General features: G+C 73.2%; 19 protein-coding genes. 12 read left to right on the top strand and 7 right to left on the bottom strand.

Annotated elements, in window-relative coordinates; genetic code table 11:
* The first annotated feature begins 281 nt into the window (after positions 1 to 281).
* The 5 genes from A2U95_RS05330 (at position 282) to A2U95_RS05310 (ending at position 4254) form a co-directional block, all read left to right on the top strand.
* Complete coding sequence (locus A2U95_RS05330) at positions 282 to 1079, top strand: AfsR/SARP family transcriptional regulator (protein ID WP_166021061.1); 798 nt, start codon at positions 282 to 284, stop codon at positions 1077 to 1079.
* 125 nt (positions 1080 to 1204) lie between these two features.
* Positions 1205 to 1636 (top strand): hypothetical protein, encoded by a 432-nt coding sequence (locus tag A2U95_RS05325; protein WP_206282820.1) that lies wholly within the window; start codon positions 1205 to 1207, stop codon positions 1634 to 1636.
* Positions 1637 to 1712: 76 nt separating this feature from the next.
* On the top strand, positions 1713 to 3257 hold the full coding sequence (locus A2U95_RS05320; protein WP_166021060.1) for an acyl-CoA carboxylase subunit beta: 1545 nt from the start codon (positions 1713 to 1715) through the stop codon (positions 3255 to 3257).
* A 15-nt stretch (positions 3258 to 3272) separates the two neighbouring features.
* On the top strand, positions 3273 to 3467 hold the full coding sequence (locus A2U95_RS05315; protein WP_166021059.1) for an acyl-CoA carboxylase subunit epsilon: 195 nt from the start codon (positions 3273 to 3275) through the stop codon (positions 3465 to 3467).
* 367 nt (positions 3468 to 3834) lie between these two features.
* Positions 3835 to 4254: a RidA family protein gene (locus A2U95_RS05310; protein WP_166021058.1), complete on the top strand. Its 420-nt coding sequence runs from the start codon at positions 3835 to 3837 to the stop codon at positions 4252 to 4254.
* Between the two features lie 115 nt (positions 4255 to 4369).
* On the opposite strand, the gene A2U95_RS05305 is transcribed toward A2U95_RS05310, so the two are convergent.
* The 7 genes from A2U95_RS05305 to xylA form a co-directional block, all read right to left on the bottom strand.
* On the bottom strand, positions 4370 to 5806 hold the full coding sequence (locus A2U95_RS05305; RefSeq protein ID WP_166021057.1) for an endo-1,4-beta-xylanase: 1437 nt from the start codon (positions 5804 to 5806) through the stop codon (positions 4370 to 4372).
* Positions 5807 to 6401: 595 nt separating this feature from the next.
* Entirely contained in the window at positions 6402 to 7154 is a 753-nt protein-coding gene (locus A2U95_RS05300) for an SDR family oxidoreductase (protein WP_240957206.1), read from the bottom strand.
* Positions 7155 to 7300: 146 nt separating this feature from the next.
* Positions 7301 to 8350: a Gfo/Idh/MocA family protein gene (locus tag A2U95_RS05295; RefSeq protein ID WP_166021056.1), complete on the bottom strand. Its 1050-nt coding sequence runs from the start codon at positions 8348 to 8350 to the stop codon at positions 7301 to 7303.
* Between the two features lie 113 nt (positions 8351 to 8463).
* Positions 8464 to 10845, bottom strand: coding sequence for a glycoside hydrolase family 3 N-terminal domain-containing protein (locus A2U95_RS05290; protein ID WP_166021055.1), 2382 nt, complete (start codon positions 10843 to 10845; stop codon positions 8464 to 8466).
* A gap of 94 nt (positions 10846 to 10939) precedes the next feature.
* A complete protein-coding gene (locus A2U95_RS05285) occupies positions 10940 to 11689 on the bottom strand; it encodes a sugar phosphate isomerase/epimerase family protein (protein WP_166021054.1) in 750 nt (249 codons plus the stop codon).
* Positions 11690 to 11714: 25 nt separating this feature from the next.
* Positions 11715 to 13208, bottom strand: a complete 1494-nt coding sequence (locus A2U95_RS05280; RefSeq protein ID WP_166021053.1) for an MFS transporter — start codon at positions 13206 to 13208, stop codon at positions 11715 to 11717.
* 44 nt (positions 13209 to 13252) lie between these two features.
* On the bottom strand, positions 13253 to 14401 hold the full coding sequence (gene xylA, locus A2U95_RS05275; protein ID WP_166021052.1) for a xylose isomerase: 1149 nt from the start codon (positions 14399 to 14401) through the stop codon (positions 13253 to 13255).
* 268 nt (positions 14402 to 14669) lie between these two features.
* Here xylA and A2U95_RS05270 point away from each other — a divergent pair, with 268 nt between their 5' ends.
* The 7 genes from A2U95_RS05270 to A2U95_RS05240 all read left to right on the top strand — a co-directional run bounded on the left by A2U95_RS05270 (position 14670) and on the right by A2U95_RS05240 (position 24283).
* On the top strand, positions 14670 to 16622 hold the full coding sequence (locus A2U95_RS05270) for an FAD/NAD(P)-binding protein (protein ID WP_166021051.1): 1953 nt from the start codon (positions 14670 to 14672) through the stop codon (positions 16620 to 16622).
* A 224-nt stretch (positions 16623 to 16846) separates the two neighbouring features.
* Positions 16847 to 18121, top strand: coding sequence for a serine hydroxymethyltransferase (locus A2U95_RS05265; RefSeq protein ID WP_166021050.1), 1275 nt, complete (start codon positions 16847 to 16849; stop codon positions 18119 to 18121).
* Positions 18122 to 18160: 39 nt separating this feature from the next.
* The gene (locus A2U95_RS05260) at positions 18161 to 19585 is read left to right on the top strand and encodes a glycosyltransferase (protein WP_166021049.1); all 1425 of its coding nucleotides are present in this window, start codon (positions 18161 to 18163) and stop codon (positions 19583 to 19585) included.
* Positions 19579 to 20223: a phytanoyl-CoA dioxygenase family protein gene (locus A2U95_RS05255; RefSeq protein ID WP_166021048.1), complete on the top strand. Its 645-nt coding sequence runs from the start codon at positions 19579 to 19581 to the stop codon at positions 20221 to 20223. The genes A2U95_RS05260 and A2U95_RS05255 overlap by 7 nt, the downstream gene beginning before the upstream one ends.
* Positions 20224 to 20302: 79 nt before the next feature.
* Entirely contained in the window at positions 20303 to 21871 is a 1569-nt protein-coding gene (locus A2U95_RS05250; RefSeq protein WP_166021047.1) for a GMC oxidoreductase, read from the top strand.
* Between the two features lie 38 nt (positions 21872 to 21909).
* Positions 21910 to 23103 carry a Gfo/Idh/MocA family protein gene (locus A2U95_RS05245; RefSeq protein ID WP_166021046.1) on the top strand — a complete coding sequence of 398 codons (1194 nt, stop codon included), beginning with the start codon at positions 21910 to 21912 and terminating at the stop codon, positions 23101 to 23103.
* A 70-nt stretch (positions 23104 to 23173) separates the two neighbouring features.
* Positions 23174 to 24283, top strand: coding sequence for a Gfo/Idh/MocA family protein (locus A2U95_RS05240; RefSeq protein ID WP_166021045.1), 1110 nt, complete (start codon positions 23174 to 23176; stop codon positions 24281 to 24283).
* Positions 24284 to 24363: the final 80 nt, after the last annotated feature.

The following is a 24363-nucleotide window of genomic DNA, read 5'->3' as shown; positions in this document are numbered from 1 at the left end:
CTCTCCCCCTCCGGGCCGGCTGCGCCCGCCTCCACCGCAACACCCCCCTCACGACACCCCCTCCCTCCGCGCCGGCGACACCCCTCGCAGAAAAATACCTTCTCAAACGAATTATTCTGTGCCAGGATGCACGTGGGAGGAAGCTCCAGGGTCGGTCCGGTGGACCCCGGAGGTCGCCACGCGCCGTCTCCGCGGCCCCAGGCTGCGGCTTCGACGGCCGCGACGGTCCCCCACACGTGTTCAGCCGTCTTCGCCGCCCGAACGCCAAGGGGGAAAACGTCATGCTGAGCTTCTCGATTCTCGGCGCCCTCCAGATCCGTACCGCGTTAGGTCCCGCCGAGATCTCCGGTGACCTCCAGCGGACCCTCATCCAGACGCTTCTCGTGAACGAGGGGCAGTCCATCTCCGGCGAGAGCCTGATCGAGGAGATGTGGGGTGATTCGGTCCCGGACAACCAGGCGAACGCCCTGCAGGCCCACATCAGCCGCCTGCGCCGGAAGCTGAGGAGCCTGGAACCCGACCGGGTCAACTCCCGGGTCACCATCCACCCCTCCGGCTACCGGCTCACCGTCGGCGAGGGCGAGCTGGACGCCGTCGAGTTCATCAAGACCGTCCGGCAGGCGGAGGTCGCCGCCGCCAGCGATCCGGCCACCACCGCCCGTCTGCTCGCGGACGCCCTGGCGATGTGGCGCGGCCCCGTCTTCGGCGACTTCACCGGCGGCACCCTGTGCCAGCTGGCCTGCGGCCGCTACGAGGAGCACCGCATGCGGGCCATGGAACTCCGCTTCGACGCCGAGCTGAGCCTCCGCAACCACGCGGCCGTGCTCGCCGAGCTGCACGACGCCCACACCAACCACCCCCTGCGGGAACGCTTCTGCGAGCAGCTGATGATCGCCCTGTACCGATCGGGCCGCCAGGCCGACGCGCTGAACGTCTACCGCCGGATGTGGCAGCACCTCTCGGACGAGCTCGGCATCGAGCCCTCGCCCTCGCTCCGCCGTGTGGAGAACGCGATCCTCTCCCACGACCCCGCCCTCACGTGGAACTCCCCGGCGCCGGTCGTGCTCCAGCCGGCGTGAGTCCGCTCCCCGTCCGCCCCGGCCGGGTAAGCCCGCCGTCAGCGCCGGGTCAGCCGGTGTTGCGAGGATCCCCGGGGACGACGGAAACGTACATGAGCAGTCCCCCCAGACGTTTGGAGACCCCCATGACCACGAGTCAGACCTCTGTCCACCCCGCGGCCACCACGGGGCGAGCGGCGGCCGCGCGCCCTCTGCGCATGTTCCTCGGGCTCGACGCCGCCGTGACCGCCGGAAACGGCCTCATCTACCTGCTCGCCGCCGGCCCCGTCGGCGACCTGCTCGGTCTGGACACCGGGCTGCTGCGCGGCATCGGCGCGTTCCTCACCGTGTACGGCATCCTCGTGGCCGTCCTGGCCACCCGCGAGGTGCCCGCGGCCGGCCCCACCAAGGTGGTCATCGAGGCCAACCTGCTGTGGGCGGTCGCGAGCGTGGCCACCGCCGTGTTCGGCTGGTTCGGCCCGGACACGGTGGGCACCGTCTGGATCCTGATGCAGGCGGCCGTCGTCGGAGGCTTCGCCGTTCTGCAGATCAGCGGCCTGCGCAAGCTCGGCAGCTGAACCACCGTCACGACTCTTCGACCGCCTCGCCACCGGACGACGCCGCCGGGGCAGCCGACCATTGGTAGGGGGAGACATGCGGTTCCACGTCGCGGAGCTGGCCGAGATCCGGAAGCGGGTGCACGCGGGCCCGAGCGAGAAGGCCACCGCCGCGCAGAAGGCCAAGGGCAAGCTCACCGCCCGGGAACGGATCGGCCTGCTCCTCGACGAGGGCTCGTTCCACGAGGTGGAGCCCCTGCGCCGGCACCGGGCGACCGGCTTCGGCCTGGAGGCCAAGCGGCCGTACACCGACGGAGTCGTCACCGGCTGGGGCTCCGTGATGGGCCGCCCCGTCTTCGTCTACGCGCACGACTTCCGCATCTTCGGCGGGGCGCTCGGCGAGGCCCACGCCTCCAAGATCCACAAGATCATGGACATGGCCATCTCGGCGGGCGCCCCGCTCGTCTCGCTCAACGACGGCGCGGGCGCCCGGATCCAGGAAGGCGTCACGGCCCTGGCCGGCTACGGCGGGATCTTCCGCCGCAACACCAAGGCGTCCGGGGTCATCCCCCAGATCAGCGTGATGCTCGGCCCGTGCGCCGGCGGCGCGGCGTACTCGCCCGCCCTGACGGACTTCGTGTTCATGGTCCGGGAGACCTCGCAGATGTTCATCACGGGGCCGGACGTGGTCAAGGCGGTGACGGGTGAGGAGATCACCCAGAACGGCCTCGGGGGCGCGGACGTGCACGCCGAGACCAGCGGCGTGTGCCACTTCGCCTACGACGACGAGGAGACCTGCCTGGAGGAGGTGCGCTACCTGCTCTCCCTGCTGCCGGCCAACAACCGGGAGACACCGCCCGCGTCGCCGGTCGAGGACCCGCCGGACCGGAGCTGCGACGCCCTCGTCGACCTGGTCCCGGTGGACGGCAACCGCCCGTACGACATGCGGCAGGTGATCGAGGAGATCGTCGACGACGGGGAGTACCTGGAGGTCCACGAACGCTGGGCCCCCAACATCATCTGCGCGCTGACCAGGCTCGGCGGACAGGTGGTGGGCGTCGTCGCCAACCAGCCCCGGGTCCTCGCCGGTGTCCTGGACATCGAGGCGAGCGAGAAGGCGGCGCGGTTCGTGCAGCTGTGCGACGCCTTCAGCATCCCGCTCGTGACGCTGCTCGACGTCCCCGGGTTCCTGCCGGGCGTCGACCAGGAGCACGGCGGCATCATCCGGCACGGAGCCAAGCTGCTGTACGCGTACTGCGACGCCACCGTGCCGCGCATCTCGCTGATCCTCCGCAAGGCGTACGGCGGCGCGTACATCGTCATGGACAGCCAGTCCATCGGCGCCGATCTCACCTACGCGTGGCCCACGAACGAGATCGCGGTGATGGGCGCGGAGGGCGCGGCCAACGTGATCTTCCGGCGCCGGATCGCCGAGGCGGAGGACCCCGAGGCCGAACGCGAGGAACTGGTCAAGGCGTACAAGGCGGAGCTGATGCATCCGTACTACGCGGCCGAACGCGGTCTGGTGGACGACGTCATCGACCCCGCCCGGACCCGCGAGGTGCTGATCAGCTCACTGGCGATGCTGCGGACCAAGCACGTCGACCGACCCGCCCGCAAACACGGCAACCCCCCTCAGTGAGACGGAGAGTCCCCCATGACCACCCTGTCCACGGCCTGCATACGCATCGAGAAGGGCGCGGTGACCCCTGAGGAACTCGCGGCCCTCACGGTCCTCTTCCTCACCCGGGCCCCCAGGACCGCTTCCGAGGCCGGACCCGACCGTCCGGTATCGACCACCGCCTGGCGCCCCGACGGATTCCACGCCCCCCACAGCTGGCAGGCCCCTTGAACCGGCACGTCCGGGCAGGCCGGCGGACGTGCTCCCCGCTCGGGCCGGGGCGAGCCGCCCGTCGCCGCGCGGGAACGAGGCCGGCCCCCGCCGCACTCCCCGGTCCCTTCCTCGGCATCTGACGCGCAGGTGCCGCCGCACCCCTCCGACCCGCGGTGACGCGGAACCCGGAGGGGTGCGGCGGCGTTCGCGGGGACCCTCCGGGACGTGCCGCACCCGGCGGCCACGACCGCCCGGCGCGGATCGCGGGGTTTCCCGGCGGCCCGGCCTCGACACCACCGGCCGGATCGAGAAGTGTGTGGACGGGTTCGGCGCACGCCGTGCCCGTCCGTCCGTCCGTCCGTCCGACAAGGAACGAAGAACCTCCGTGAACACCTTCCGAAACCCCCCGGGAATCGCGGCTCCGCTCGCCTCGTACTCGCACCAGGCCGAGATCACCGGCCCGGTCCGCTGGCTCGTGGTCTCCGGCCAGATCGGCATGACCCCCGCCGGCGAGCTCCCCGAGGACCCGGTCGAGCAGCTCGGCATCGCGCTGGACAACGTCACGGCCAACCTCGATGCGGCCGGAATGCGCCGGGAGGACCTGGTCAAGCTGACGTTCTACTTCGCCGGCGAGGTCGACGTCCGGCGTCGGCGCGAGCGGCTGGGCGAGTGGCTGGGCGGCCTGCGCCCCTGCATGACCGTCATGACGGTGGCCGCGCTGGCCACGCCCGCACTGCGCGTCGAGGTCGAGGCGCTCGCGTGCGCCGAGGACGTCCCGGCCGCACAGGGGACGCCGCGGACCTGACGGGGATGCCGCACGGGGCGGGAACCGCGCCGGCACGAAGGTGCCGCCGGAGCCTCCCCGCACCGCGACGACGCGGGTTCGAGGAGGTCCGGCGGCACCTTCGTGCGCCGGTGGGTCAGGCGCGGGTCCAGCGCTGGTTGCTGCCGCCCGAGCAGGAGTAGAGCTGGATCAGGGTGCCGTTGGCGGTACCGGCGCCGACGGCGTCGAGGCAGAGGCCGGACTGGACGCCGGTGATGGTTCCGTCGGAGTTCAGGCGCCACTTCTGGTTGTTGCCGCCCCAGCAGCTGTAGATCTGGACCTTGGCGCCGTTGCCGGTGCCGGCCGCGTCCAGGCACTTGTTGCCGTAGACCCTGAGCTCACCGGCGTCGGTGAGGGCCCACTGCTGGTTGGTCCGGCCGTTGCAGTCCCACAGGTGGACCTGGGTGCCGTCGGTGGTGGCGGCGTTGGGCACGTCCACGCAGCGGCCCGAACCGACGCCCTTGATCAGCTGTCCGTCGCCCGTGGGCGGGGGCGTGGTGGAGCCGCCGTTGAGGGCGTTGAGGACGGCGGTGTAGGCGGCCTTCTTGCTGCCGTCGTTGTTGAACAGCAGCGGGGTGTCACCCGATCGCCAGGAGTCGCTGTCGCGCACGCCCCAGACGGTGATGCCGAGGCAGCGCGGGACGGCCAGGCAGTCGTTCACCACGGCGGCGTAGGTCGTGGGCGAGGCGCCCTGGATGTCGAGCTCGGTGACGGCCACGTCGACGCCGAGGGCCGCGAAGTTCTGCAGCGTGGTGCGGAAGTTGCTGTTGTAAGGGCTGCCGCTGTTGAAGTGCGACTGGAAGCCGACGCAGTCGATCGGCACGCCGCGCTGCTTGAAGTCCTTGACCATGTTGTACATGGCCTGGGTCTTGGCCCAGGTCCAGTTCTCGACGTTGTAGTCGTTGTAGCAGAGCTTGGCGGACGGGTCGGCGGCACGCGCGGTGCGGAAGGCCACCTCGATCCAGTCGTTGCCGGTGCGCTGCAGGTTGGAGTCGCGCCGGGCTCCGGAACTGCCGTCGGCAAAGGCCTCGTTCACGACGTCCCACTGGGCGATCTTGCCCTTGTAGTGGGCCATCACGCCGTTGATGTGGTCGATCATCGCCTGGCGCAGCGCGCTGCCGCTGAGGTTCTGCATCCAGCTCGGCTGCTGGGAGTGCCATGCCAGGGTGTGACCGCGCACCTCCTTGCCGTTCTGCACCGCCCAGTTGTAGACGCGGTCGGCGGAGGTGAAGTTGAACTGGCCCCGCTGCGGCTCGGTCGCGTCGATCTTCATCTCGTTCTCGGCCGTCACCGAGTTGAACTCACGGTTCGCGATCGACGTGTACGTCGAGTCGCCCAGCCTGCCCGAGGCGATGGCGACACCGAAGTAACGGCCGCTCTGCTTCGCGGCGGCGCCGAGCGTGCTCTCGGCGGCGTGCGCGGGCTGCGGGGTCACCAGTGAGACGAGCGAGCTGAGAAGGCCGACGATCAGTGCCAGACACAGAACGCCGGCCTTCCGGCGGACGGCGCGTGGGAGAAGGGCCGTTAAATGCATGACTGAGCCTCCGGGTCGGAATTGCGGAAGGGCTGAAGCGCGGCGGAATGGGTCCGCGCCGACGACACCCGCGTCCGTCGATCGAGGACGTTCACCAGCAGGGCGTGACGATCAAGGGCCGGCGTCCAGCTCCCGGCACCGGGGCGACGAGCGACATCGCCTCGGAACTCAGCATGGGAAATCCCGCAGGATCATGTCAATAGTTTCGAAATTGTTTCGGAACTCCTTCCTCCAGGTATCCCGGCAACGACTTCCGGGGGAACGGAAAGCGGTCGGAAATGTTTCGGCGGCGGCCGATTCCACCGGTCGTGACCGCCGTGCGCCGGGATCACCGTGTGCCGGGATCACCGCACCGAATTCCACGACGGCTCCCCCTCCCCCGCCTCCGGTCTCATCCGCCGGGGACGTCAGGAAAGGTCAATTCATGATCGCGCCGCGGAAGGCAGCGCGCGTCCACGGCGGTCCCTCCCGGGAACCGCCGTCCGGATCGGCGTTCCTGTGCGGCGCCGGCATCCGCGTCCGGCCCCGCGGGCACCGGCGGCCGCCCCGTCACGCGGCTCGGGCGGGGCGGGGCGGCCGTGGGCGCGGAGCGGCGTCAGCGCTGCCCGGCGAGCCAGTCGTCGAAGGTGGTCGGCTCGATGCGGGCGTCCGCACCCGGCAGCATGACCTCGCCCGCCATCTCCGGGCCGAACAGCCCCGACCACGTCGGCACCAGCCTGACCTTGCGGCCGCGCGCCTCGTTGGTGCGCCGGGCCATGTCCACCAGGTCCTGCGGCTCGGGACCGGCGACGTCGCGGTACCGCCCCTGGGGCGCGCCCGTGGCGATCTCGGCGAGGACGCGCGCCACGTCCTCCGGCGCGACCGGCTGGAGGAGCAGCGGCGCGACCGTGGCGGTGCCGTCCTGCTCGGTCCAGCCCGTGACCATCGCGGCGAAGTCGTGGAACTGGGTGGCCGGGACGATCGTCCACGGCACCGGGCCCTCGCTCACGAGGCGCTCCTGCTCGCGCTTGCCGGCGTAATGGGCGTTGCCCTCCACGCGGTCCAGGCAGGCGATCGAGAGCAGCACGTGATGGCGGACGCCCGCCCGTTCCCCGGCGGCGAGCAGGGTGCGGGTCGTGGTGCCGAAGTACGCCACCGCCTCGTCCCGGTCGGTCGCCGTGCAGTTGGTGGCGTCCACCACGGCGTCGGCCCCGGCCAGGGCGGCCTCGACGCCGTCTCCCGTGGTCAGGTCCACGCCGAGTGAGCGGCTGATGCGCACCACCCGGTGTCCGGCCTCCTCCAGGGCGGCGGCGGTGAGGGTCCCGATGTTCCCCGTCGCCCCGGCCACGGCGATTCTCAGGCTTTCCACGATGATCTCTCCTCCGTCTCCCGTGCTGCGCCGGACGCTGTCCCGGACCGGAACAGACTGCCACGCCACCGGACCCGGCGCGGGGGTTCCGCCGAGGACGGCTCCGGCTCGTGGGACGGCCCGGCGGACCGGGTCGCGCGTACCGCTCACGCCCCGTCCGGCACCGCCCCGTCCGGCACCGCCTCGCCCGGGTGGCGGACCCCGATCCGCTCGCGGATCGTGTCGAGGGTGGCCATCACGGCCAGGGTGCCCTCCAGCGGGACGAGCGGCGACTCGGTCTCCCCGGCGCGCAGGCAGCGCATGACCTCGGCGGCTTCGTGGTGGTAGCCGGGTCCCGGGGACGCGGGGAAGCGGAACTCCTCCGGCTCCCCGCCGCGGCGGTGGAGGGTGAAGCCCGTGGCGGAGAACAGGCCGTCGGGGAGGTCGATGCGCCCCGTGGCGCCGGTGATCGAAACCGTCCCCGGGGTGTCCGCGACGATCGAGCAGGTCAGCGTGGAGACGGCCCCGCCGTCGTGGCCGAGGACCACGCCGGTGGTCCCGTCCACGCCCTCGGGGGTGAGCGCGGCCCAGGCCGCGACGTGGCCGGGAGGGCCGAGGAGCAGGTGGGCGAGCGAGACCGGGTAGACGCCCACGTCGAGCAGGGCGCCCCCGCCCGCCGCCGGGTCGCGCAGCCGGTGCGCGGGATCGGCCGGTGCGACGAACCCCAGGTCGGCCTGGAGGCACCGCACGTCGCCGATCGCGCCGTCGCGGACCAGTGCGGCGATCCGGCGGACGGTCGGCAGGCAGTGCGTCCACATGGCCTCCATCAGGAACAGGCCGCGCTCGCGGGCGAGCCGGACCAGGTCCGCGGCCTCGGCGGCGCTGACGGTGAAGGGCTTCTCGCACAGGACGTGCTTGCCCGCCTCCAGGCAGAGACCGGCCGCGGCGTGGTGCGCCGGGTGCGGGGTCGCCACGTGGACGACGTCGACGTCCGGGTCGGCGGCGAGTCCGGCCCAGGTGCCGTACGCCCGGGGGACGCCGTACCGCTCGGCGAACCGCCGTGCCGACGCCTGCGAGCGCGACCCGACCGCGACCAGTTCGGCGTCGGGCAGCAGTCGCAGCGCCTCCGCGAAGGCGGCGGCCATGCCGCCGGTCGAGAGGATGCCCCAGCGGACGGCGCCGGTCCCGCCGGCGCGGGGAGCGTCGTGCGGTCCCATGGGAATGCGTCCCTCCTGCTCGTCGAGCGGATCGTGGTCTTCGGGAGGCGCCGCCGGGGCGGCCGGTGCGCGGCGTCGGCGTCGCCCCGCCCCGGCCGCCGGCCGCGGCGCCGTCACAGCATCCGGACGCTCACCGGCACGGTGAGGACCCGGTCGGCTCCCAGTACCCGCTCCGGGCCGTCGAGCCTGAACGACGCGCGCAGCGGCAGGTCGGCGCTGGACGGCCCGACCTCGGCGTGGATCACTCCGGGTTCCACGACGCGCCGGAGGTCCGGCCCGGTGAAGGAGACCCGGTCGGCGTGGACGGTGAACTCCACGCGGGCCGCCCGGCCCGGTGCGAGCCGCACCCTGGCCCATCCGGCGAGCGCGCGGACGGGGCGCACGACCGAGGCGACCGGGTCGGAGAGGTAGAGCTGGACCACCTCGGTCCCGGCCCGCTCCCCCTCGTTGCGCACGGTGACGCCGATCCGCACGGTGCCGTCGGTCGCGATGGTGCCGCAGTCCGTCGTGAGGTCCGCGTAGCCGAAGGTGGTCCAGGTCAGGCCGTGCCCGAACGGGTACAGGGGCGTGGGGTCGGACGTGCTGACCATGGACGGGCCGGCCGTCGCGGCGTGCAGGTAGGTCCCCGCGTGGCCGCCCGCGTGGCGCGGCATACTCACCGGCAGCCGTCCCGAGGGCTCCACCCGGCCGGACAGGATCCCCGCGACGGCCCCGGCCCCTTCCTCGCCGGGGAAGAACGCCTGGACCACGGCCGCGGCCCGTTCGGCGAGGCCGCCCAGGGCGTAGGGGCGGCCTGAGACCAGCAGGAGCACCGTGGGCGTTCCGGTGTCCAGCACGGCCGCGGCGAGTTCGGCCTGCCGGCCGGGCAGGGCGACGGTCTCCGCGTCGCACCCCTCGCCGGAGGTGCGCCCCCCGACGCCGAAGAGGCCGGCGCGGTCGCCGAGTGTCAGCACGCACACGTCGGCCTCGCGGGCCGCGGCCACGGCGGCGGCGATGTCCGCGTCCCGCGTCACGCCGAGGTCGCTCGTCGAGGTCACCTGGATCTTCGCGTCCGGCAGTTCGGCGGCCAGGGCGTCACCGAGGGACGGGACGTGCACTCCCGGCTCCATCCCGGCGCGCGCCGACATCTCCTCGAGGAAGTCCAGGGAGTTGTGGTTGGCGAACGCGTAGCAGCCCAGCATGGCCAGCGGTTCCCGCGCGAGCGGGCCGGCCAGCGCCAGGGAGCCCGCGCGCAGGGGCAGCGTGCCGTCGTTGGCCAGCAGCACCACCGACTCCTCGGCGAGCCGGCGGGCCAGTGCCCGGTGCTCGGGCGGGTCCAGGTCCTCGGGCTCCAGGGCCGGCAGGGCGGCGAACTCGTCCTTCCACGCCTCGTCCAGCATGCCGAGTTCGCACTTCAGCGTGAGGACCCGGGACGCCGCCCGGTCCACCAGTTCCTCGGCGACCCGTCCCTGCCGGACCGTCTCGACCAGCGGGGGCCCGTAGCAGTGGATGGTGGGCAGTTCCATGTCGACGCCGGCCCGCAGCGCCAGGGCGGCGGCCTCCTCGCGCGAGCCGGCCACGCCGTGGATGTGCTTGAGGTGCCAGATCCCGAAGTAGTCGGCCTGGACGACGCCGGTGAAGCCCATCTCACCGCGGAGCACGTCGGTGAGCAGGCGCCGGTCCCCGGTGGACGGGACGCCGTCGACGTCGTTCTGGGAGACCATCACGGACCGCGCCCCGCCGAGGCGCACACCGGCGACGAACGGCTCGAGGACGACGTCGGCGAACTCGCGGGGCCCGCAGGTGACGGGCGCCATGTTCCGTCCCGCGGCGGCGGCGGAGTGCCCGGCGAAGTGCTTGAGGGTGGCGACGATCCCGGAACCCTCCAGGCCGCGGACGTAGGCGGAGCCGATGATCCCGACGAGGTAGGGGTCGTCCCCGATCGTCTCCTCCGTACGGCCCCAGCGGTAGTCCCGCGTCACGTCGAGGATGGGCGCCAGCCCCACCTGCGCGCCGATCCGGCGCAGGACTCCCCCGATGGCCGCGGCCATCTCCTCGACCAGTTCGGGGTCGAACGCCGCTCCCCAGGCGAGCGGGGTGGGGAAGACGGTGGAGGTCCACGACAGCAGGCCGGTGAGGCATTCCTCGTGCACGAGCGCGGGGATCCGGAAGCGGTTCGCCCCGATCACCGTGTTCTGCAGCAGGCGCAGCCGCTCGAGTCCCTGCGCGGGGGTCACCGGCTCGGTGCCGTAGACCCTGGTGAGCTGTCCCAGACCGGCGGCCGCCGCCTCGTCCAGCGGCGGAGGCAGCGGGTCGGTGGCGCCCTCCGGCACCGCGAGCACGGGCTCACCGGGGCGCAGCGGCGCCACCCAGTACGCGCCGAGCTGCCCGACCTTCTCCTCGAGGGTCATGCGGCCCAGCAGGTCGGCCACCCGGTCGGCCACGGGTAACGACGGGTCGCGCCAGGGCTGGTCGGCCGACGGGGGTGCCGAGGCGTCCTCGAGCGGTTCGGGCATGGGATCTCATCCTTTCGCCGTGTCCGGCTGCGGTGCGGGGCGGTGGGGCGGACGAGGACCGGCGCGGCGGGGCGTGACCGCGGCCGGCAGGTCCTCAGGACGGGTCGGCCGGGGAGTCCAGGAACGCGCGGCTGTCCGCGAGCGCCTCGAAGACGTCCCCGTCGCAGGTCTGGAGTTCGACGATGCGCAGGGCCCCGGCCGGCGCCGCGGCGAGGATCCGCGCCGTCGGCATGTCGCCGCGGCCGAGGGCGGTGTGCGCGGCGCCCTTGGCGATCGGCCCGTCCTTCAGGTGCAGGGCCCGCACCCGGTCGCCGAGCCGGGTGACGACGCCGGGTACGTCGGCGCCGCCGAGGGCGGCCCAGTAGGTGTCGATCTCGAGGAAGACCTCGGGGGCGAGGAGGTCGGCGAGGACCTCCGCGGCGTGCCGGCCGTCGATCTCGGACTCGAACTCCCACCAGTAGTTGTGGTAGCCGAGCGCGAGGCCGTACCGGGCCGCCCCTTCGGCGAGGGAGTTGAGCGTGGCGGCGGTGCGCCGCAGGGCGTCGCGGCCGGCGAAGGCGTCCTCCATGAGGCCGTACGGCACGATCACCAGGCCGGTTCCCAGGACGGCCACCGACTCGAAGACCGCGTCCGGGTCGGGGCCGAGGAGCCGGTGCGAGTGGGCGCTGCAGACGGTGAGCCCCAGGTCGTCCGCGACGCGGCGGAGACCGGCCGGGTCGTCGGTGGCCTCGAAGGGTTCCACGGCGTCGTAGCCGAGGCCGGCCAGGCGGCGCAGCGTGCCGTCCCGGTCGGCCGCCAGGTGGTCGCGGACGGTCCACAGGTTGACCGCGGCGTGTGTCGTCATCGTCCGTCCCCTTCAGGATGTCCGGTCAGTCACGGTGCGTGGTGCTCTTCCCGAGCGTGAAGGACGCCGCCCAGGTCACCACCAGCAGGCAGGCGCAGAGTCCGTAGGCGAGCGAGCTCGCCGCGTACGGCGACCCGCCCTGCGCGACCTGGTGGAAGATCACCGTCGAGAACACCGCCGTGGCCACCGCGCCGCCCAGCTGCTGGAGGGCGTTGATCGCCCCGTTGGCCAGCCCGAGTTCGCGGTCGTCGACGGCGGCCAGGACGAGGGCCAGGAACGGCACGAAGAACAGGCCGGTGCCGATTCCGGAGATGATCAGCGCCGGCGCCAGGTTGAAGCTGGTGAGGCCGGTGTCGAGCAGCGGACCGTCGGGGCCCGGGTGGGTGGTGTCCCTCGCGTACACGGCGACGGTCAGCGCGGCGAGGACCATGCCGGCCGCCTGGGTCAGCACGCCGGCCTGCAGCACCCGGCGTGGCGGCATCCGCCGCGCGAGGGCCGGCCCGGCGCACATGGCGAGGATGGTGCCCAGGGACCACCACGAACCGGTCAGCCCGACGCGCAGCGGGGACCAGCCGATGTACAGCTGCAGCAGCAGGGGGCTGACGATGAAGGCTCCCGAGCAGGCGCCGAAGAACAGGAAGACCGTCAGCGTGCCGCCGGTGAAGGCGCGTTTGCGGAACAGGCCGGTGTCGATGAAGGAGTCGAGCGACCTCCCGCGCCGGGCCCGGGCGTGCAGCGCGAAGACCGCCAGGACCGCCGCCGAGGAGATCATCATGGCGAACGTCCACCAGGCCCACCGGTGCTCGCGTCCCTGGATGACCGGGTAGACGAACAGGCCGACGGCGACGGAGCAGAGGACCATGCCGACGACGTCGAGCTTCGGCCGGTCGTCGAGGTGGTGGTGCGCGGGCAGCACGCGGACGGCGAAGAAGAACGCGATCGCGCAGGCCGGCAGGTTGATGAGGAACACCCAGCGCCACGACGCGTACGTGATCAGCACGCCGCCGAGGATCGGGCCGAGCGCCGACGAGAGGCTGATGAAGGGCGAGAAGACGGCGAACGCCTTCTGGCTGTGCTCCTGGCCGAAGGCCTCGCGGATCATGCTGACGCACTGCGGGATCATCAGCGCCGCCGCGGCGCCCTGCAGCAGGCGCGCGACGATCAGCGCCTCGGGGTCCTGGGCCGCCGCGCACACCGCCGACAGGACCGCGAAGCCGGTGAGGCCGATCAGGAACGTCCTGCGGCGGCCGAGGATGTCGCCGAGGCGGCCGCCGGCGAGCAGCAGCACCGAGAACGACAGCAGGTAGCCGATGTTGATCCACTGGAACTGCGCGTCGGACGCGCCGAGATCGAGCTTGATGGCCGGCGCGGCGACGTTCATCGCCGTGGCGTCCAGCATGTCCATCATCGACGCGCCGAGCACCGTGAAGAGAACCGCCCAGGCGCCCTTGGGCACCGGCGGGGCCCCGGGCCGATCGTCGCGGAGGGAGGCTCCGGACGTCTGTGCCGTCCCACTCATGACATCCCCTCTCGGACCCGGGAGCCCTCGGTCTCGGCCGGACGTCAGCGCCGGCCGAGCATGTGCTCGAGCGCGAGCTGGTTGAGGCGGGAGTAGTGGAAGCCGCGGGCGCGGAGGGCCTCGAGGTCGGCCTCCTCCCCGCGCAGCGACTCGTAGCTCTCGCCCGGGGCGATGGTGGGCTGCGCGAGTTCGTGGATGCCGCTGGCCTCCATGGCCTCCTGGACCTCGGGGTCGGCGCGGAAGGCCGCGGCGCGCTCCTTGAGGATCAGGTAGGTGCGCATGTTCGCCTCGGCGGAGACCCACACGTCGTCGGCGTCCTCGGTGCGTCCGGGCTTGTAGTCGAAGTGCCGCGGGCCGTCCCAGCCGCTGCTCTCCAGCAGGTCCACGAGGAAGAACGCGCTCTTGGTGTCGCCGTGGCCGAAGACCAGGTCCTGGTCGTAGCGGGAACCGTGCTGGCCGTTGAGGTCGATGTGGAAGAGCTTGTCCTGCCACAGCGCCTGGGCGATGCCGTGGACGAAGTTGAGCCCCGCCATCTGCTCGTGCCCGACCTCCGGGTTGAGCCCGACCATCTCGCCGTGCTCCAGGGTGGCGATGAAGCCGAGGGCGTGGCCGATGGTCGGGAGCAGGATGTCGCCGCGCGGCTCGTTCGGCTTGGGCTCCAGGGCGAAGCGCAGGCCGTAGTTCTGCTCCTTGACGTACCCGGCGAGGAAGTCGATCGCCTCGCGGAAGCGGTCGAGCGCCACGCGCACGTCCTTGGCGGCGTCGCTCTCCGCGCCCTCCCGGCCGCCCCAGAACACGTAGGTGGTGGCGCCGAGTTCGGCGGCCAGGTCCAGGTTCCGCATCACCTTGCGGATCGCGTGGCGGCGCACCTCGCGGTCGTTGGAGGTGAAGGCGCCGTCCTTGAACACCGGGTCCTTGAACAGGTCCGTCGTGGCCGTGGGAACCACCAGGCCGGTCTCGTCCAGCGCCTTGCGGAAGGCCGCGACCGCGGCGTCCCGGTTGGACTCGACGGCGAGCAGGTCGTCGTCGTGGAAGGTCACACCCCAGGCCCCGAGCTCGGCCAGCTTGTGGACCGTGCGCACCGGGTCCAGGGGCGCGCGGGTGGCGTCCCCGAACGGGTCCCGCTCCCGCCAGCCGACGGTCCACAGGCCGAAGCAGAACTTGTCCTCGGGGGTGGGCTGCAGACGGGTCATGCCCGCTCCAATCAATTCGTCAATGATGTGGACCAAACCTAAGCACTGTCGGGCGCGCTTGCCAAGCCCTCGTCACCCGGCAACACCCGAAAGAGCTCCCGCCAGGCAACTACCGGCAATGTCAGGCGAGTTGATGATCTTCGTCGCGGCCCGCCAGCGCCTCGGCCGAGGCCGGAACGGCCCCTCCGCTTCGGCCGGCCGGCAGGCGTTCGGCCCCGCGGGCATCTCGCCGACGCTCCATTGCGCATTTCGGCAAGGGCGTGGATTAATGACCGCCATGCCTCTGACCTCCGACCCGCCCGGGTCTTCCGCCACGTCCCGCGCCGCGGCGACCGCGAGGGTCGCGGTCATCGGCGCGGGCCCGACGGGCGTGGGGGTGGCCGAGCGATTACTGGCCAACGCCCCGCTCGTCGCGCCGGGCCTGCCGGTGGAAGTCGTGCTGGTGGACCCGCACCCCGCCGGACCCGGAAGGGTCTGGCGCGCCGGACAGTCGCCGCTGATGCGCATGAACTCGTTCGCCAAGGACGTCACCCTCTTCCCCGGCGCGTCCGTACGCTGCGACGGCCCTCCGCGGCCGGGTCCGTCGCTGGCCTCCTGGGCGGCGGACACGGCCGCGGGAACCCTGCCCCCCGTCGATCCGCGCCTCGGGCCCGATGTGCGCGAAACGGGGCCGGACTCCTTCGCGACCAGGCGATTACAGGGCGCCTACCTGTCCTGGTTCCTCCGCGAGGTGACGCGCCAGGCGCCGCCCGGAGTGCGCGTGAGCGTCCGCGGCGGGCGCGCCGTGGCCCTCACCGGCGCACCGGACGGCAGACAGCGCGTGCACCTGGAGGACGGTTCCCCGCTCGACGCGCACGCGGTCGTCCTCGCCCTCGGCCACCTGGACGCGAGACCGCGCGGCGAGGAGGCGGCCGCCGCCGCGTTCGCGGCCCGCCACAAACTGACCTATCTGCCACCCGGCTTCGTCGCCGACGCCGACCTGTCGGCCGTGCCACCGGGCGCCGACGTGCTGGTGCGGGGCATGGGGCTGGCCTTCTTCGACCTGATGGCCCTCCTCACGCAGGGCCGGGGCGGCCGGTACACCCGCGACGGCGGGGGCGGCCTGCGGTACGTCCCCTCGGGACGCGAACCGCGGCTGCTCGTCGGTTCCCGGCGGGGCCTGCCGTACCGGTGCAAGCCGACCCACGAACCGGTCCTGGGGCTCCCGCGGGAGCTGCGTTACTTCCCGCGGGCGGCCGAACGGCTGCTCGCGCACGACGGGTCCGTCGACTTCCGTCACGACCTCTGGCCGGTCGTCGTCAAGGACCTCAGCCACGCGTACTACCGCGAACTGTTCGCGGCCCGCCCGCAGTGCACGGCCATGCCGTGGGAGGAGTTCGAGGAGCGCCACGCCGCGGCCACCCTCCAGGAGCTGGACGGGCTCGCCGGGAAGGCCGTCCCCGACCCGGCCCACCGGTTCGACCTGGACGACCTCCGCGCGCCGCTGCGTCACGCCGTCCTCCCGTCCGCGGAGGCCTTCCGCGCGCACTTCGCCGGCCTGCTGGAGCGGGAGCTGAGGCGCTGCGCCGATCCGGCCCGGTCCGCCGACACGGCGGTCTACGGCGCGCTGCTGCTCCTCTTCGACCGCCTCCCGCGGCTGCGCGGGCGCCTGGACCCCCGCTCCGAGGCCGAGGAGCTCGACGGGACCTGGCTCTCGCTGTTCAACCTGGTCGCGAGCGGTCCGCCCGCGTTCCGCGTGGAGGAACTGCTGGCGCTGTGCCGCGCGGGCGTGGTCCGGCCCCTCGGCCCGATGACGGGCGTGCGGTTCGACGAGCCGGCGGGTCTGTACCGCGCCGGCGGCGCGAACTTCCCCGGCGAGTACGCGGCCACGGTCCTGGTCGACGCCCGGGTGCCCGGTCCGACGGTCACCGGCACCGCCGATCCGCTCCTGGCGTCCCTGCACGCCGCCGGGGCGGTGTCGGAGGAGGTCCTGAGCGATCCCGCCACCGGGTACCGGGCGGCGACCGGGAGGATCGCCGTCGACGAGCGGGGGCGCCTGCTCGGCGCCGACGGCAGGGCGCATCCCGCGCGCTACGCGCTGGGCTGGAACACCTCGCTGCGCGGCGCCCGGGCGTTCGCCATCCCCGGCACGGACGCCGCCACCTTCCGGCACGGCGACCGGGTGGCGCGCGCCGTCCTCGCGGGGTTGCCGGGAAGACCCTCCGAACTCCCTCCGAATTAAGTCCAGATCATTGACACGTTCATGATCATCTGTTGTATTGGTCAACGTTCTGGATGAATTGCTCGGCCATTCCGAGACCGATCCGTCCCCGCGCTGCTCGTTCTCCGCGCGGGGCGGGCGCACACCGTGCGGGCCCGGACCCTTCGCCCCGCGTCGCCGGCTCCCCGGCGCGGCGGCCCGCACGCCGACCTTCCACCGAACTCCGTGATCCTTGAGGTGACGTGATGCTTGATCTGGAACTCGCGCGATTACTGCACCGCGAGGATCGGCATTATCTGGAATCCATCGACCTGATCGCCGCGTCCAACGCCCCGATCCCGGCGGCGCGCGACAACCGCACCTGGGGCGTCGCCCAGTTCCGGTCCGCCGAGGGGCACGTCGGACGCAAGCCCTACGCCGGCACCTCGCTCTTCGACGAGGTCGAGAAGATGGCGGCGCGCCGGGCGCGCGAGGTGTTCGGCGCCGAACACGCCAACGTGCAGCCCGCCTCCGGATCGCTGGCGAACCTCGCCGTCTACCGCGCCCTGATGCGGCCCGGCGACACCCTGCTCTCCCTGGCCGTCTCCTCCGGCGGGCACCTCTCGCACGGCCATCCCAAGCACATCGTCTCCGAGCTCTACCGGGTCGTCCCCTACCCGGTCGATCCCCGGACCGGCCTCCTGCCCTACGACGACATCCGGGCCATCGCCGAGCGGGAGCGCCCGCGCGTCATCGTCGCCGGATACTCCGCCTACCCCCGGGCCGTCGACTTCGCGCTGCTCAGCAAGATCGCCCAGGAGGTGGAGGCGACCCTCGTCGCGGACATCTCCCACATCGCCGGGCTGGTGGCGGCCGGGCTCCACGACAACCCGTGCGCCTACCCGGGGACCGTGGTGACCACGTCGGTGGAGAAGACGCTGCGCGGCACGCGCGGCGGGATCGTCCTCTGCCCCGCGTCGCTGCGGGCCCGGATCGACCCGGCGATCTTCCCCGGTCTCCAGTCCTCCGTCGGGATGGCCGGCCTCGTCTCCCTCGCGGCCACCCTCCAGGACGCCTCGACCCCCGGTTTCCGCGCCTACCAGGAACGCGTCGTGGGCAACGCGCGGCTCCTGGCCCGCCTGTTGCTCGACGGCGGCCTCGACCTGGTGACCGGCGGCACCGACACCCACCTGCTGGTCGTGGACCTCACCCGCACCGCGCTGACCGGCCGTGAGGCCGAGGGCCGGCTGGAGGACCTGGGGATCCTGTCGAACCGGAACATGCTGCCCGGGGATCCGCGGCCCCCGTTCGTGGCCAGCGGGCTGCGTCTCGGCACGCCGACGATCACCTCGCGCGGGTTCGACGAGGACGACGTCCGCGAGCTCGCGGACATCCTGCTGGCGGCGCTGGGCGCCGAGGAGTGGGACGCGGCCCGGATCGCCCTCCTGCGCGAGCGCGCGGACGCCCTGCGTTCCCGGCCCCGCCCCGACGACGCGCTCGGCGACCTGGCCGCGGCCACGGCCGCGGCCGGCGAAGTCTGACCAGGACCGGGACCGACAGCAGGGAAAGGCGGTACTCACATGCCACGGGGACCGGTCACCGGCTTCCACCGCTTCCGCAGCTACGCCGGCCATCCCGGCAAGGACGGCGCGAACTTCGCCTACGCGGAGGTCGGCCGGCTGCTCGGCGAGAGCGCGCGGGTGCGGGCCAGGCCGCACGACGTCGTCGAGCTCTTCCGCAGTGACGAGGCGGCGAGGGAGGCGCTGACGGGCTGCGACGTCGTGGTCGCGACGGTGGGCCCGCACGCCTACCTGTACTTCCATCTGCGCGAGCGGCTCGGCCTCGACTTCAGGATCGTCCGCGACGCGCGCACCGCGTTGTGGAACGGCTACCTCCAGCAGGAGGCGCTCTCGGCTCCCTACCTGCGCCCCGACGACGTCCTGTACCACTCGTCGCGGTACTCGCTGGCGCTGTACAGCATGCTGTTCCCGGGGCTGAGGTCCTCCCGGCAGGCCGTCTGCTATCCGCTCCTGCGCTGGTTCCCCGCCGAGCTGGCCGGGTCCTGGACCGGTTCGGGGAGCAGCGGCCCCACCCGCATCGGCTTCGTCGGACGGCTCACCGACGACAAGAACCACGCGCAGGCGGTCGGCCTCCAGCGCGAGCTCGCCCGGCGCGCCCCCGGGGCGTTCGAGACGGTGGCGATCGGCGAGGACCCGCGGCGCGGACGGCGGGCCCCGGACGGACCTCCCGTCCCGGGCTACTCGTGGCGCCCGCCGGTCGACCGGGCCCGGCTGTGGCAGGACTACCGGGAGATGGACGTGCTGTTCTTCCCCAGCACCTCCTCCCTGGAGACGTTCGGACGGGTGCTGGTGGAGGCCTCGTTCATCGGGACACCGGTCATGGCCTCCACCCACGCGGCCGCCTCCGAGCTGCTGCCGTCGGAGTCGCTGCTGCCCACCGTCCTGCGCGAGGACACCGGCTTCACCACCCACCTCGCGGCCCGGCTGGGCGACGTCGACGTCACCCACGCCGCCGACCTGCTCGTCGCCGGGGCGGTGCCGCCCGCCGGCAAGGGGCACCAGTACTACGCCGATCACGACGACCTCCTGCTGGCACTCGTCCACGGAGAGGTCCAGGAGGCCGCCGGCCTGGAACCGACCGCCGTCCAGCGGGCCTTCCTCGAGCGGCTCCGGATGCGCGACCTGGACGTCCCGCGCGACCGGGCGGCCGCGGACGAGATGATCACCGGGCTGCGCCGGTCCTTCACCGCCCTGCACCGCAGGGGCACGCCGGGGTACCTGGCCACGCTGGCCGTGCTGACGGCCCGCTCCCGCCACCGGCGCAAGACGGCCTCGTTCGTCCGCAAGAGCCTCTTCCACGGCGAGGACTTCAGCAACATCGGCGGCGTCGACCTGCAGCTGAGCCACCTCATCGGTTTCGAGCCCCGCTTCACGATTGCTCCCGCCGGCCACGGCGCCAGTGACCACGGAGAAGACGCATGCTGAACAAGCTGATCGTCCCGTACGACACGCAGCGGTTCGATTTCGCGGGCGCGACGCGCGCGGCCACCGGCGTGCCGGACCTCGCCCACTGGCACCACGTCCACGCCCCCGAGGGCGACGAGAAGCCCGGCTTCGGCGACCAGGCCTCCGCGATGCACCAGAAGCTCTACGGCATCGAGACGATCTCCCTGCTGTACCGGGAGTTCGTCCGGACGGTGATCACCGGACTGGTCGGGGAGGACGTCCGCTACCAGCACGTGCCGAACTGGCGCATCCAGCTGCCCGGGCGGCACGGGGTCGGCAGCTACCACCGTGACCGCAGCGGCGGCCACAACGACTGCGAGATCACGTTCTGGGTGCCGCTGACGGACATCACGGCGGAGAACAGCCTGTGGATCGAGTCGAGCGAGGGCGCCGAGGACTTCCGGGCGCACCCCATGCGCTACGGCCAGATGCTCGCCTTCGACAGCGCGAACCTCAAGCACGGCAACCGGCGCAACGCCTCGCAACGGACCCGGGTCAGCTTCGACTTCCGCGTGATCCCCGCGTCGCTCTTCCACGACGGACTCGCGACGCCGCACCACACGGGTATCGCCGGCCCGATCCGGTGGCTCTCCTCACGCCCGGGCGATCCCGCGTGACCCCGGGCGGCGCGCCGGCCGCCCGGCCACCTGACCACCTGACCGCCTGATCACCGACGCGTACCGACGGGAGCAGCAGGTGAACGACATCGATGCCGAAGCGGGTCCGGGGTACGACGCCGTCGTCGTCGGCTCCGGGTTCGCCGGCTCCTGGGCCGCGAAGGAGCTGACGGAGGCCGGGGTCGGCACCCTGGTCCTCGAGGCGGGCCCCCCGCGCAGGGCCGAGGAGATCCCGGACCGCGCCGCCGCCTACGCCGCGCCGGCGGGGGCCGGGGAGGGGTCCTGGCCCCGGCAGCCGGTCCAGAGCAGCCACTTCCACTTCCGGCCGCGGGGCCCGCACCTCTTCGTCGACGACCTGGAGCACGCCTACGAGACGCCGCCCGGGATGCCCTACCGGTGGATCCGCGGCATGCAGGTCGGCGGCCGCTCGCTCGTCTGGGGCGGGTCGGCGCTGCGCCTGTCGCCGTTCGAGACGGAGGCCGCCGACGTCGACGGCTCCTCGCCCGCCTGGCCGATCGCGTACCGGGAGCTCGCCGACGCCTACGACCGCGTCGAGGAACTCCTCGCCCTGCGGGGCACCGCGGAGGACCTCCCGCAGCTGCCCCACGGGCGCTTCCGGGGTGATCCGCCGGTGCTCACCCCCGCCGAGTCGGACTTCCGGCGCTCGTACCGGCGGCCGGGCACCCGGGCCGTACCGGTGCGTTACGTGGCGGCCGACGCGGGCGACGGCGGCTGGCCGGGCTTCTCGGTGCAGGCCACCGCCCTCGGCGCGGCCGGACGCACGGGACGGCTGACGCTGCGCCCCCACGCCCGGGTCACCTCGGTGACCGTCGACCCGGTGAACGGCCGGGCGACCGGCGTCGAGTACGTGGACGTCGGCACCGGAGTGCGGCACCGTGTCCGCGCCCGCGTCGTCTTCCTGTGCGGCGGCACCATCGAGACCGCCCGGCTGATGCTGCACTCGCGGAGCCCGCGCCACCCGCGGGGGCTCGGCAACAGCAGCGGCTGGCTGGGGCGCGGCCTGATGGACCATCCGCTGCTCACCTCCTCGGGCGTCCTCCAGGGCTGTCCGCCGGAAGCCGCGCAGCCGTGGACCGGGCGCCAGTGCGGTCTGCTCGTGCCCCCGCCCCAGCCGTGGAGCGAGGGCGTCCGCCCCTTCGCCCTGTGGGTGTCCCTCCAGCGGCGCGTCGCCGGCGGCGCGGCGCTGGGCGGCATCGACGCGCAGGGCGAGATGCTGCCCCACCGGCGCAACCGCGTGCGGCTCGGTGACCGGCGGGACCGGTGGGGCGTTCCGGTTCCCGTCATCGAGTGCGGGTACGGACCGCACGAGGAGCGGCTGTACGACCTGATGCGGCAGGAGATCGAACGGGCGGCCTCGGTCGCCGGCCTGAAGGACCTCACCGTCGCCGAAGCACTCACCGCGCCGGGCGGCAACGTCCACGAGCTGGGGACCGCCCGGATGGGCGCCTCCCCGGCCGACTCCGTCCTGGACCCCCACAACCGCTGCTGGGACGCGCCGAACGTCTTCGTCGCCGACGGCTCCTGCTTCCCGTCCGGCGGCTGGCAGAACCCCACCCTCACCGTCATGGCGCTCGCGGCGAGGGCGGGACGCTTCGCCGCGGGACTGCTGCGGGACGGGGAGTGCTGAACGCCGGCGACGCCGACCGACGAACCCTCGGAGGGCACATGACGCACGACAGCGAACAGGCCGGCCGCGCGCCGGAGACGTCCGGCGACACGGTCGGAGTGGTCTTCGTCGGCTGCGGCTACGCCGCGGACTTCTACGGCGCCACCATGCCCAACTACCCCCATGTCGAGGTCAGGGGCGCGTTCGACGTGGTGCGCGAACGCGCGGCGACCTTCGTCGGGGAGTACGGCGGGCGGGTGTTCGACGACTTCGACGAGGTGCTGGACGATCCGGACCTCGCCGTGGTGGTCAACCTGACGCCCGTGTCGCAGCACTACCGCGTGACCAGGGCGGCGCTGCTGGCCGGCAAGCACGTCTACTCGGAGAAGCCGCTGGCCTCGACGCTGCCCGAGGCCACGGAACTCGTCGAACTGGCCCGGGAGCGCGGACTGCTGCTGTCGAGCGCCCCGTCGACCGTGTTCAGCCGGTCCGCGCGGACGCTGCTGCGGGCCGTCGGCGACGGGCGGATCGGCAGGCCGCGCCTGGTGCACGCCTCCCTCGACATGGGCGCCCTGGCCTTCATGCCCTACACGCAGTGGCGGAGCCGGCGGGGGGTGCCGTGGCCGTACCGGGACGAGGTCGCCAACGGCTGTGTCATGGAGCACGCGGGCTACCAGCTCAGCTGGCTGGTGGCCATGCTGGGCCCGGTGGTCCGCATGGCGGCGCACACCTCCCTGCAACTGGGCGGTGAGTGGCCGGAGCAGGGCGAACTCGCCCCGGACGTCTGCCTGGGCTTCCTGGAGTTCGCCGGCGGCGCCGTGTGCAGGCTCAGCATCGGCTGGGTGGCGCCGGCCGACCTGTCCCTCACCGTCATCGGCGACCGGGGCGTGCTGTCGGTGGGCGACGTGTGGCAGGCCTCGGCCCCGGTCATGCTGCGACGGCACGTCAGGACGAGCGGCAAGACCAACGCGTACCTCGCCGAGCCCGAGCGGCTGCCGTTCGTCGCGCCGCCCGCCCGCTACCGCTACGCCGACACCCACGACCTCACGGTCGGCGCGGGGGTGGCCGACATGGCCTCGGCGCTCCTCAAGGGGGAACAGCCTTTCCTGAGCGCCGACTTCTGCCTCCACGTGCTCGACGTCAGCCTGCGGCTGTCGGAGGGCCGCGGCGTCATGGAGGACGTGCCGCTCGCCGTCCCCTCCGACCGGATGCCGGCGGTCTTTCCCGTCCTCACCGGTGCGGCGGCCACGTGAGCGGGGCGGGCCGGCCGGCCGCTCCGCCGGTACGCTCCCTGCCGGACGATCTCTCACAGGAGGACACGACATGACCGGCCCGTTGCGGATCGGTGTGGTGGGCGCCGGCAACATCAGCGGCGAATATCTGCGGACGCTGTCCCGGGCACCCGGCGTGCGCCCCGTGCTGGTGGCGACGCGCCGTGCCGAGCAGGCCAGGGCCGCCGCCGCGCGGTTCCCGGGGGGGCGCGCGGCGGACCTGCCGGAGCTCTACGCCTCCGACGAGGTGGACCTCGTCCTCGACCTCACCACTCCCGGGGCCCGCCCGGAGGTCTCCCGGGCCGCGATCGCGGCGGGCAAGCACCTGTACGGGGAGAAGCCGCTCGCCCTGTCCACCGCGGACGCCCGCTCGGTCCTCACCGCCGCGGCGGACGCCGGGGTGCGGGTGGGCTGCGCGCCGGACACCGTCCTGGGCACCGGCATCCAGACCGCGCGGGCGTGCGTGGAGCGGGGCGAGATCGGCGCCCCCGTCGCGGCGACCGCCTTCATGACCACGCCGGGGCACGAACGCTGGCACCCCGACCCGGAGTTCTACTACCGGCCGGGAGGCGGGCCACTGCTGGACATGGGCCCGTACTACCTGACCGCGTTGGTGCTGATGCTCGGGCCGGTGCGACGCGTCACCGGCCTGGCCTCCGCTCCCCGCCGTACCCGCACGATCGGCGACGGCCCGCGCGCGGGGACGACGTTCCCCGTGGAGGTGGCGACCCACGTGAGCGGAGTGCTGGAACACGGGAGCGGGGCGCTGTCCACCCTCATGATGAGCTTCGACGTGTGGGACAGCACGCTGCCCAGGATCGAGGTGTACGGCACGGACGGCACCCTGTCGGTGCCCGACCCCAACAGCTTCACCGGCGACGTCCGCGTCCGCCGCGCCGGGGACCCGGCCTGGCACACGGCGCCGGTGCTGGGCGGTTACGCGAACGGGGCCCGGGGCATCGGCGTCGTGGACATGGCCCGGGCCCTCGCGGCGGGGACGCCGCACCGGGCGAGCGCCGAACTCGCCTACCACGTCCTCGACGTGATGGAGGCGCTCCTCGCCGCGACGGAGACCGGCGACGGCCGCCGGGTGGACAGCGGCTTCCCGCTCCCCGACCCGGTGCCCGCCGGCACGCGCCCCGAGGACCTGTTCCCGGGATGAGGCCGCCCGCCGGCCGGGCCCCGGCCGGCGGAACCCGGCCCCCGCGGCCGGCGGCGGACCGCTTCCGTCGCCGGCCGCGG

The organism is Streptomyces chilikensis (genome assembly GCF_001642695.1).
Lineage (GTDB): Bacteria > Actinomycetota > Actinomycetes > Streptomycetales > Streptomycetaceae > Streptomyces > Streptomyces chilikensis.
This window is presented reverse-complemented; position numbering and strand designations above follow the sequence as displayed.

What these genes read in the sequence shown, in the direction of transcription:
- A2U95_RS05330 (WP_166021061.1), top strand. Translation starts at nt 282, where the DNA reads ATGCTGAGCTTCTCGATTCTCGGCGCCCTCCAGATCCGTACCGCGTTA.
- A2U95_RS05325 (WP_206282820.1), top strand. Translation starts at nt 1,205, where the DNA reads ATGACCACGAGTCAGACCTCTGTCCACCCCGCGGCCACCACGGGGCGA.
- A2U95_RS05320 (WP_166021060.1), top strand. Translation starts at nt 1,713, where the DNA reads ATGCGGTTCCACGTCGCGGAGCTGGCCGAGATCCGGAAGCGGGTGCAC.
- A2U95_RS05315 (WP_166021059.1), top strand. Translation starts at nt 3,273, where the DNA reads ATGACCACCCTGTCCACGGCCTGCATACGCATCGAGAAGGGCGCGGTG.
- A2U95_RS05305 (WP_166021057.1), bottom strand. Translation starts at nt 5,806, where the DNA reads ATGCATTTAACGGCCCTTCTCCCACGCGCCGTCCGCCGGAAGGCCGGC.
- A2U95_RS05295 (WP_166021056.1), bottom strand. Translation starts at nt 8,350, where the DNA reads ATGGGACCGCACGACGCTCCCCGCGCCGGCGGGACCGGCGCCGTCCGC.
- A2U95_RS05290 (WP_166021055.1), bottom strand. Translation starts at nt 10,845, where the DNA reads ATGCCCGAACCGCTCGAGGACGCCTCGGCACCCCCGTCGGCCGACCAG.
- A2U95_RS05285 (WP_166021054.1), bottom strand. Translation starts at nt 11,689, where the DNA reads ATGACGACACACGCCGCGGTCAACCTGTGGACCGTCCGCGACCACCTG.
- A2U95_RS05280 (WP_166021053.1), bottom strand. Translation starts at nt 13,208, where the DNA reads ATGAGTGGGACGGCACAGACGTCCGGAGCCTCCCTCCGCGACGATCGG.
- xylA (WP_166021052.1), bottom strand. Translation starts at nt 14,401, where the DNA reads ATGACCCGTCTGCAGCCCACCCCCGAGGACAAGTTCTGCTTCGGCCTG.
- A2U95_RS05270 (WP_166021051.1), top strand. Translation starts at nt 14,670, where the DNA reads ATGACCGCCATGCCTCTGACCTCCGACCCGCCCGGGTCTTCCGCCACG.
- A2U95_RS05265 (WP_166021050.1), top strand. Translation starts at nt 16,847, where the DNA reads ATGCTTGATCTGGAACTCGCGCGATTACTGCACCGCGAGGATCGGCAT.
- A2U95_RS05260 (WP_166021049.1), top strand. Translation starts at nt 18,161, where the DNA reads ATGCCACGGGGACCGGTCACCGGCTTCCACCGCTTCCGCAGCTACGCC.
- A2U95_RS05255 (WP_166021048.1), top strand. Translation starts at nt 19,579, where the DNA reads ATGCTGAACAAGCTGATCGTCCCGTACGACACGCAGCGGTTCGATTTC.
- A2U95_RS05245 (WP_166021046.1), top strand. Translation starts at nt 21,910, where the DNA reads ATGACGCACGACAGCGAACAGGCCGGCCGCGCGCCGGAGACGTCCGGC.
- A2U95_RS05240 (WP_166021045.1), top strand. Translation starts at nt 23,174, where the DNA reads ATGACCGGCCCGTTGCGGATCGGTGTGGTGGGCGCCGGCAACATCAGC.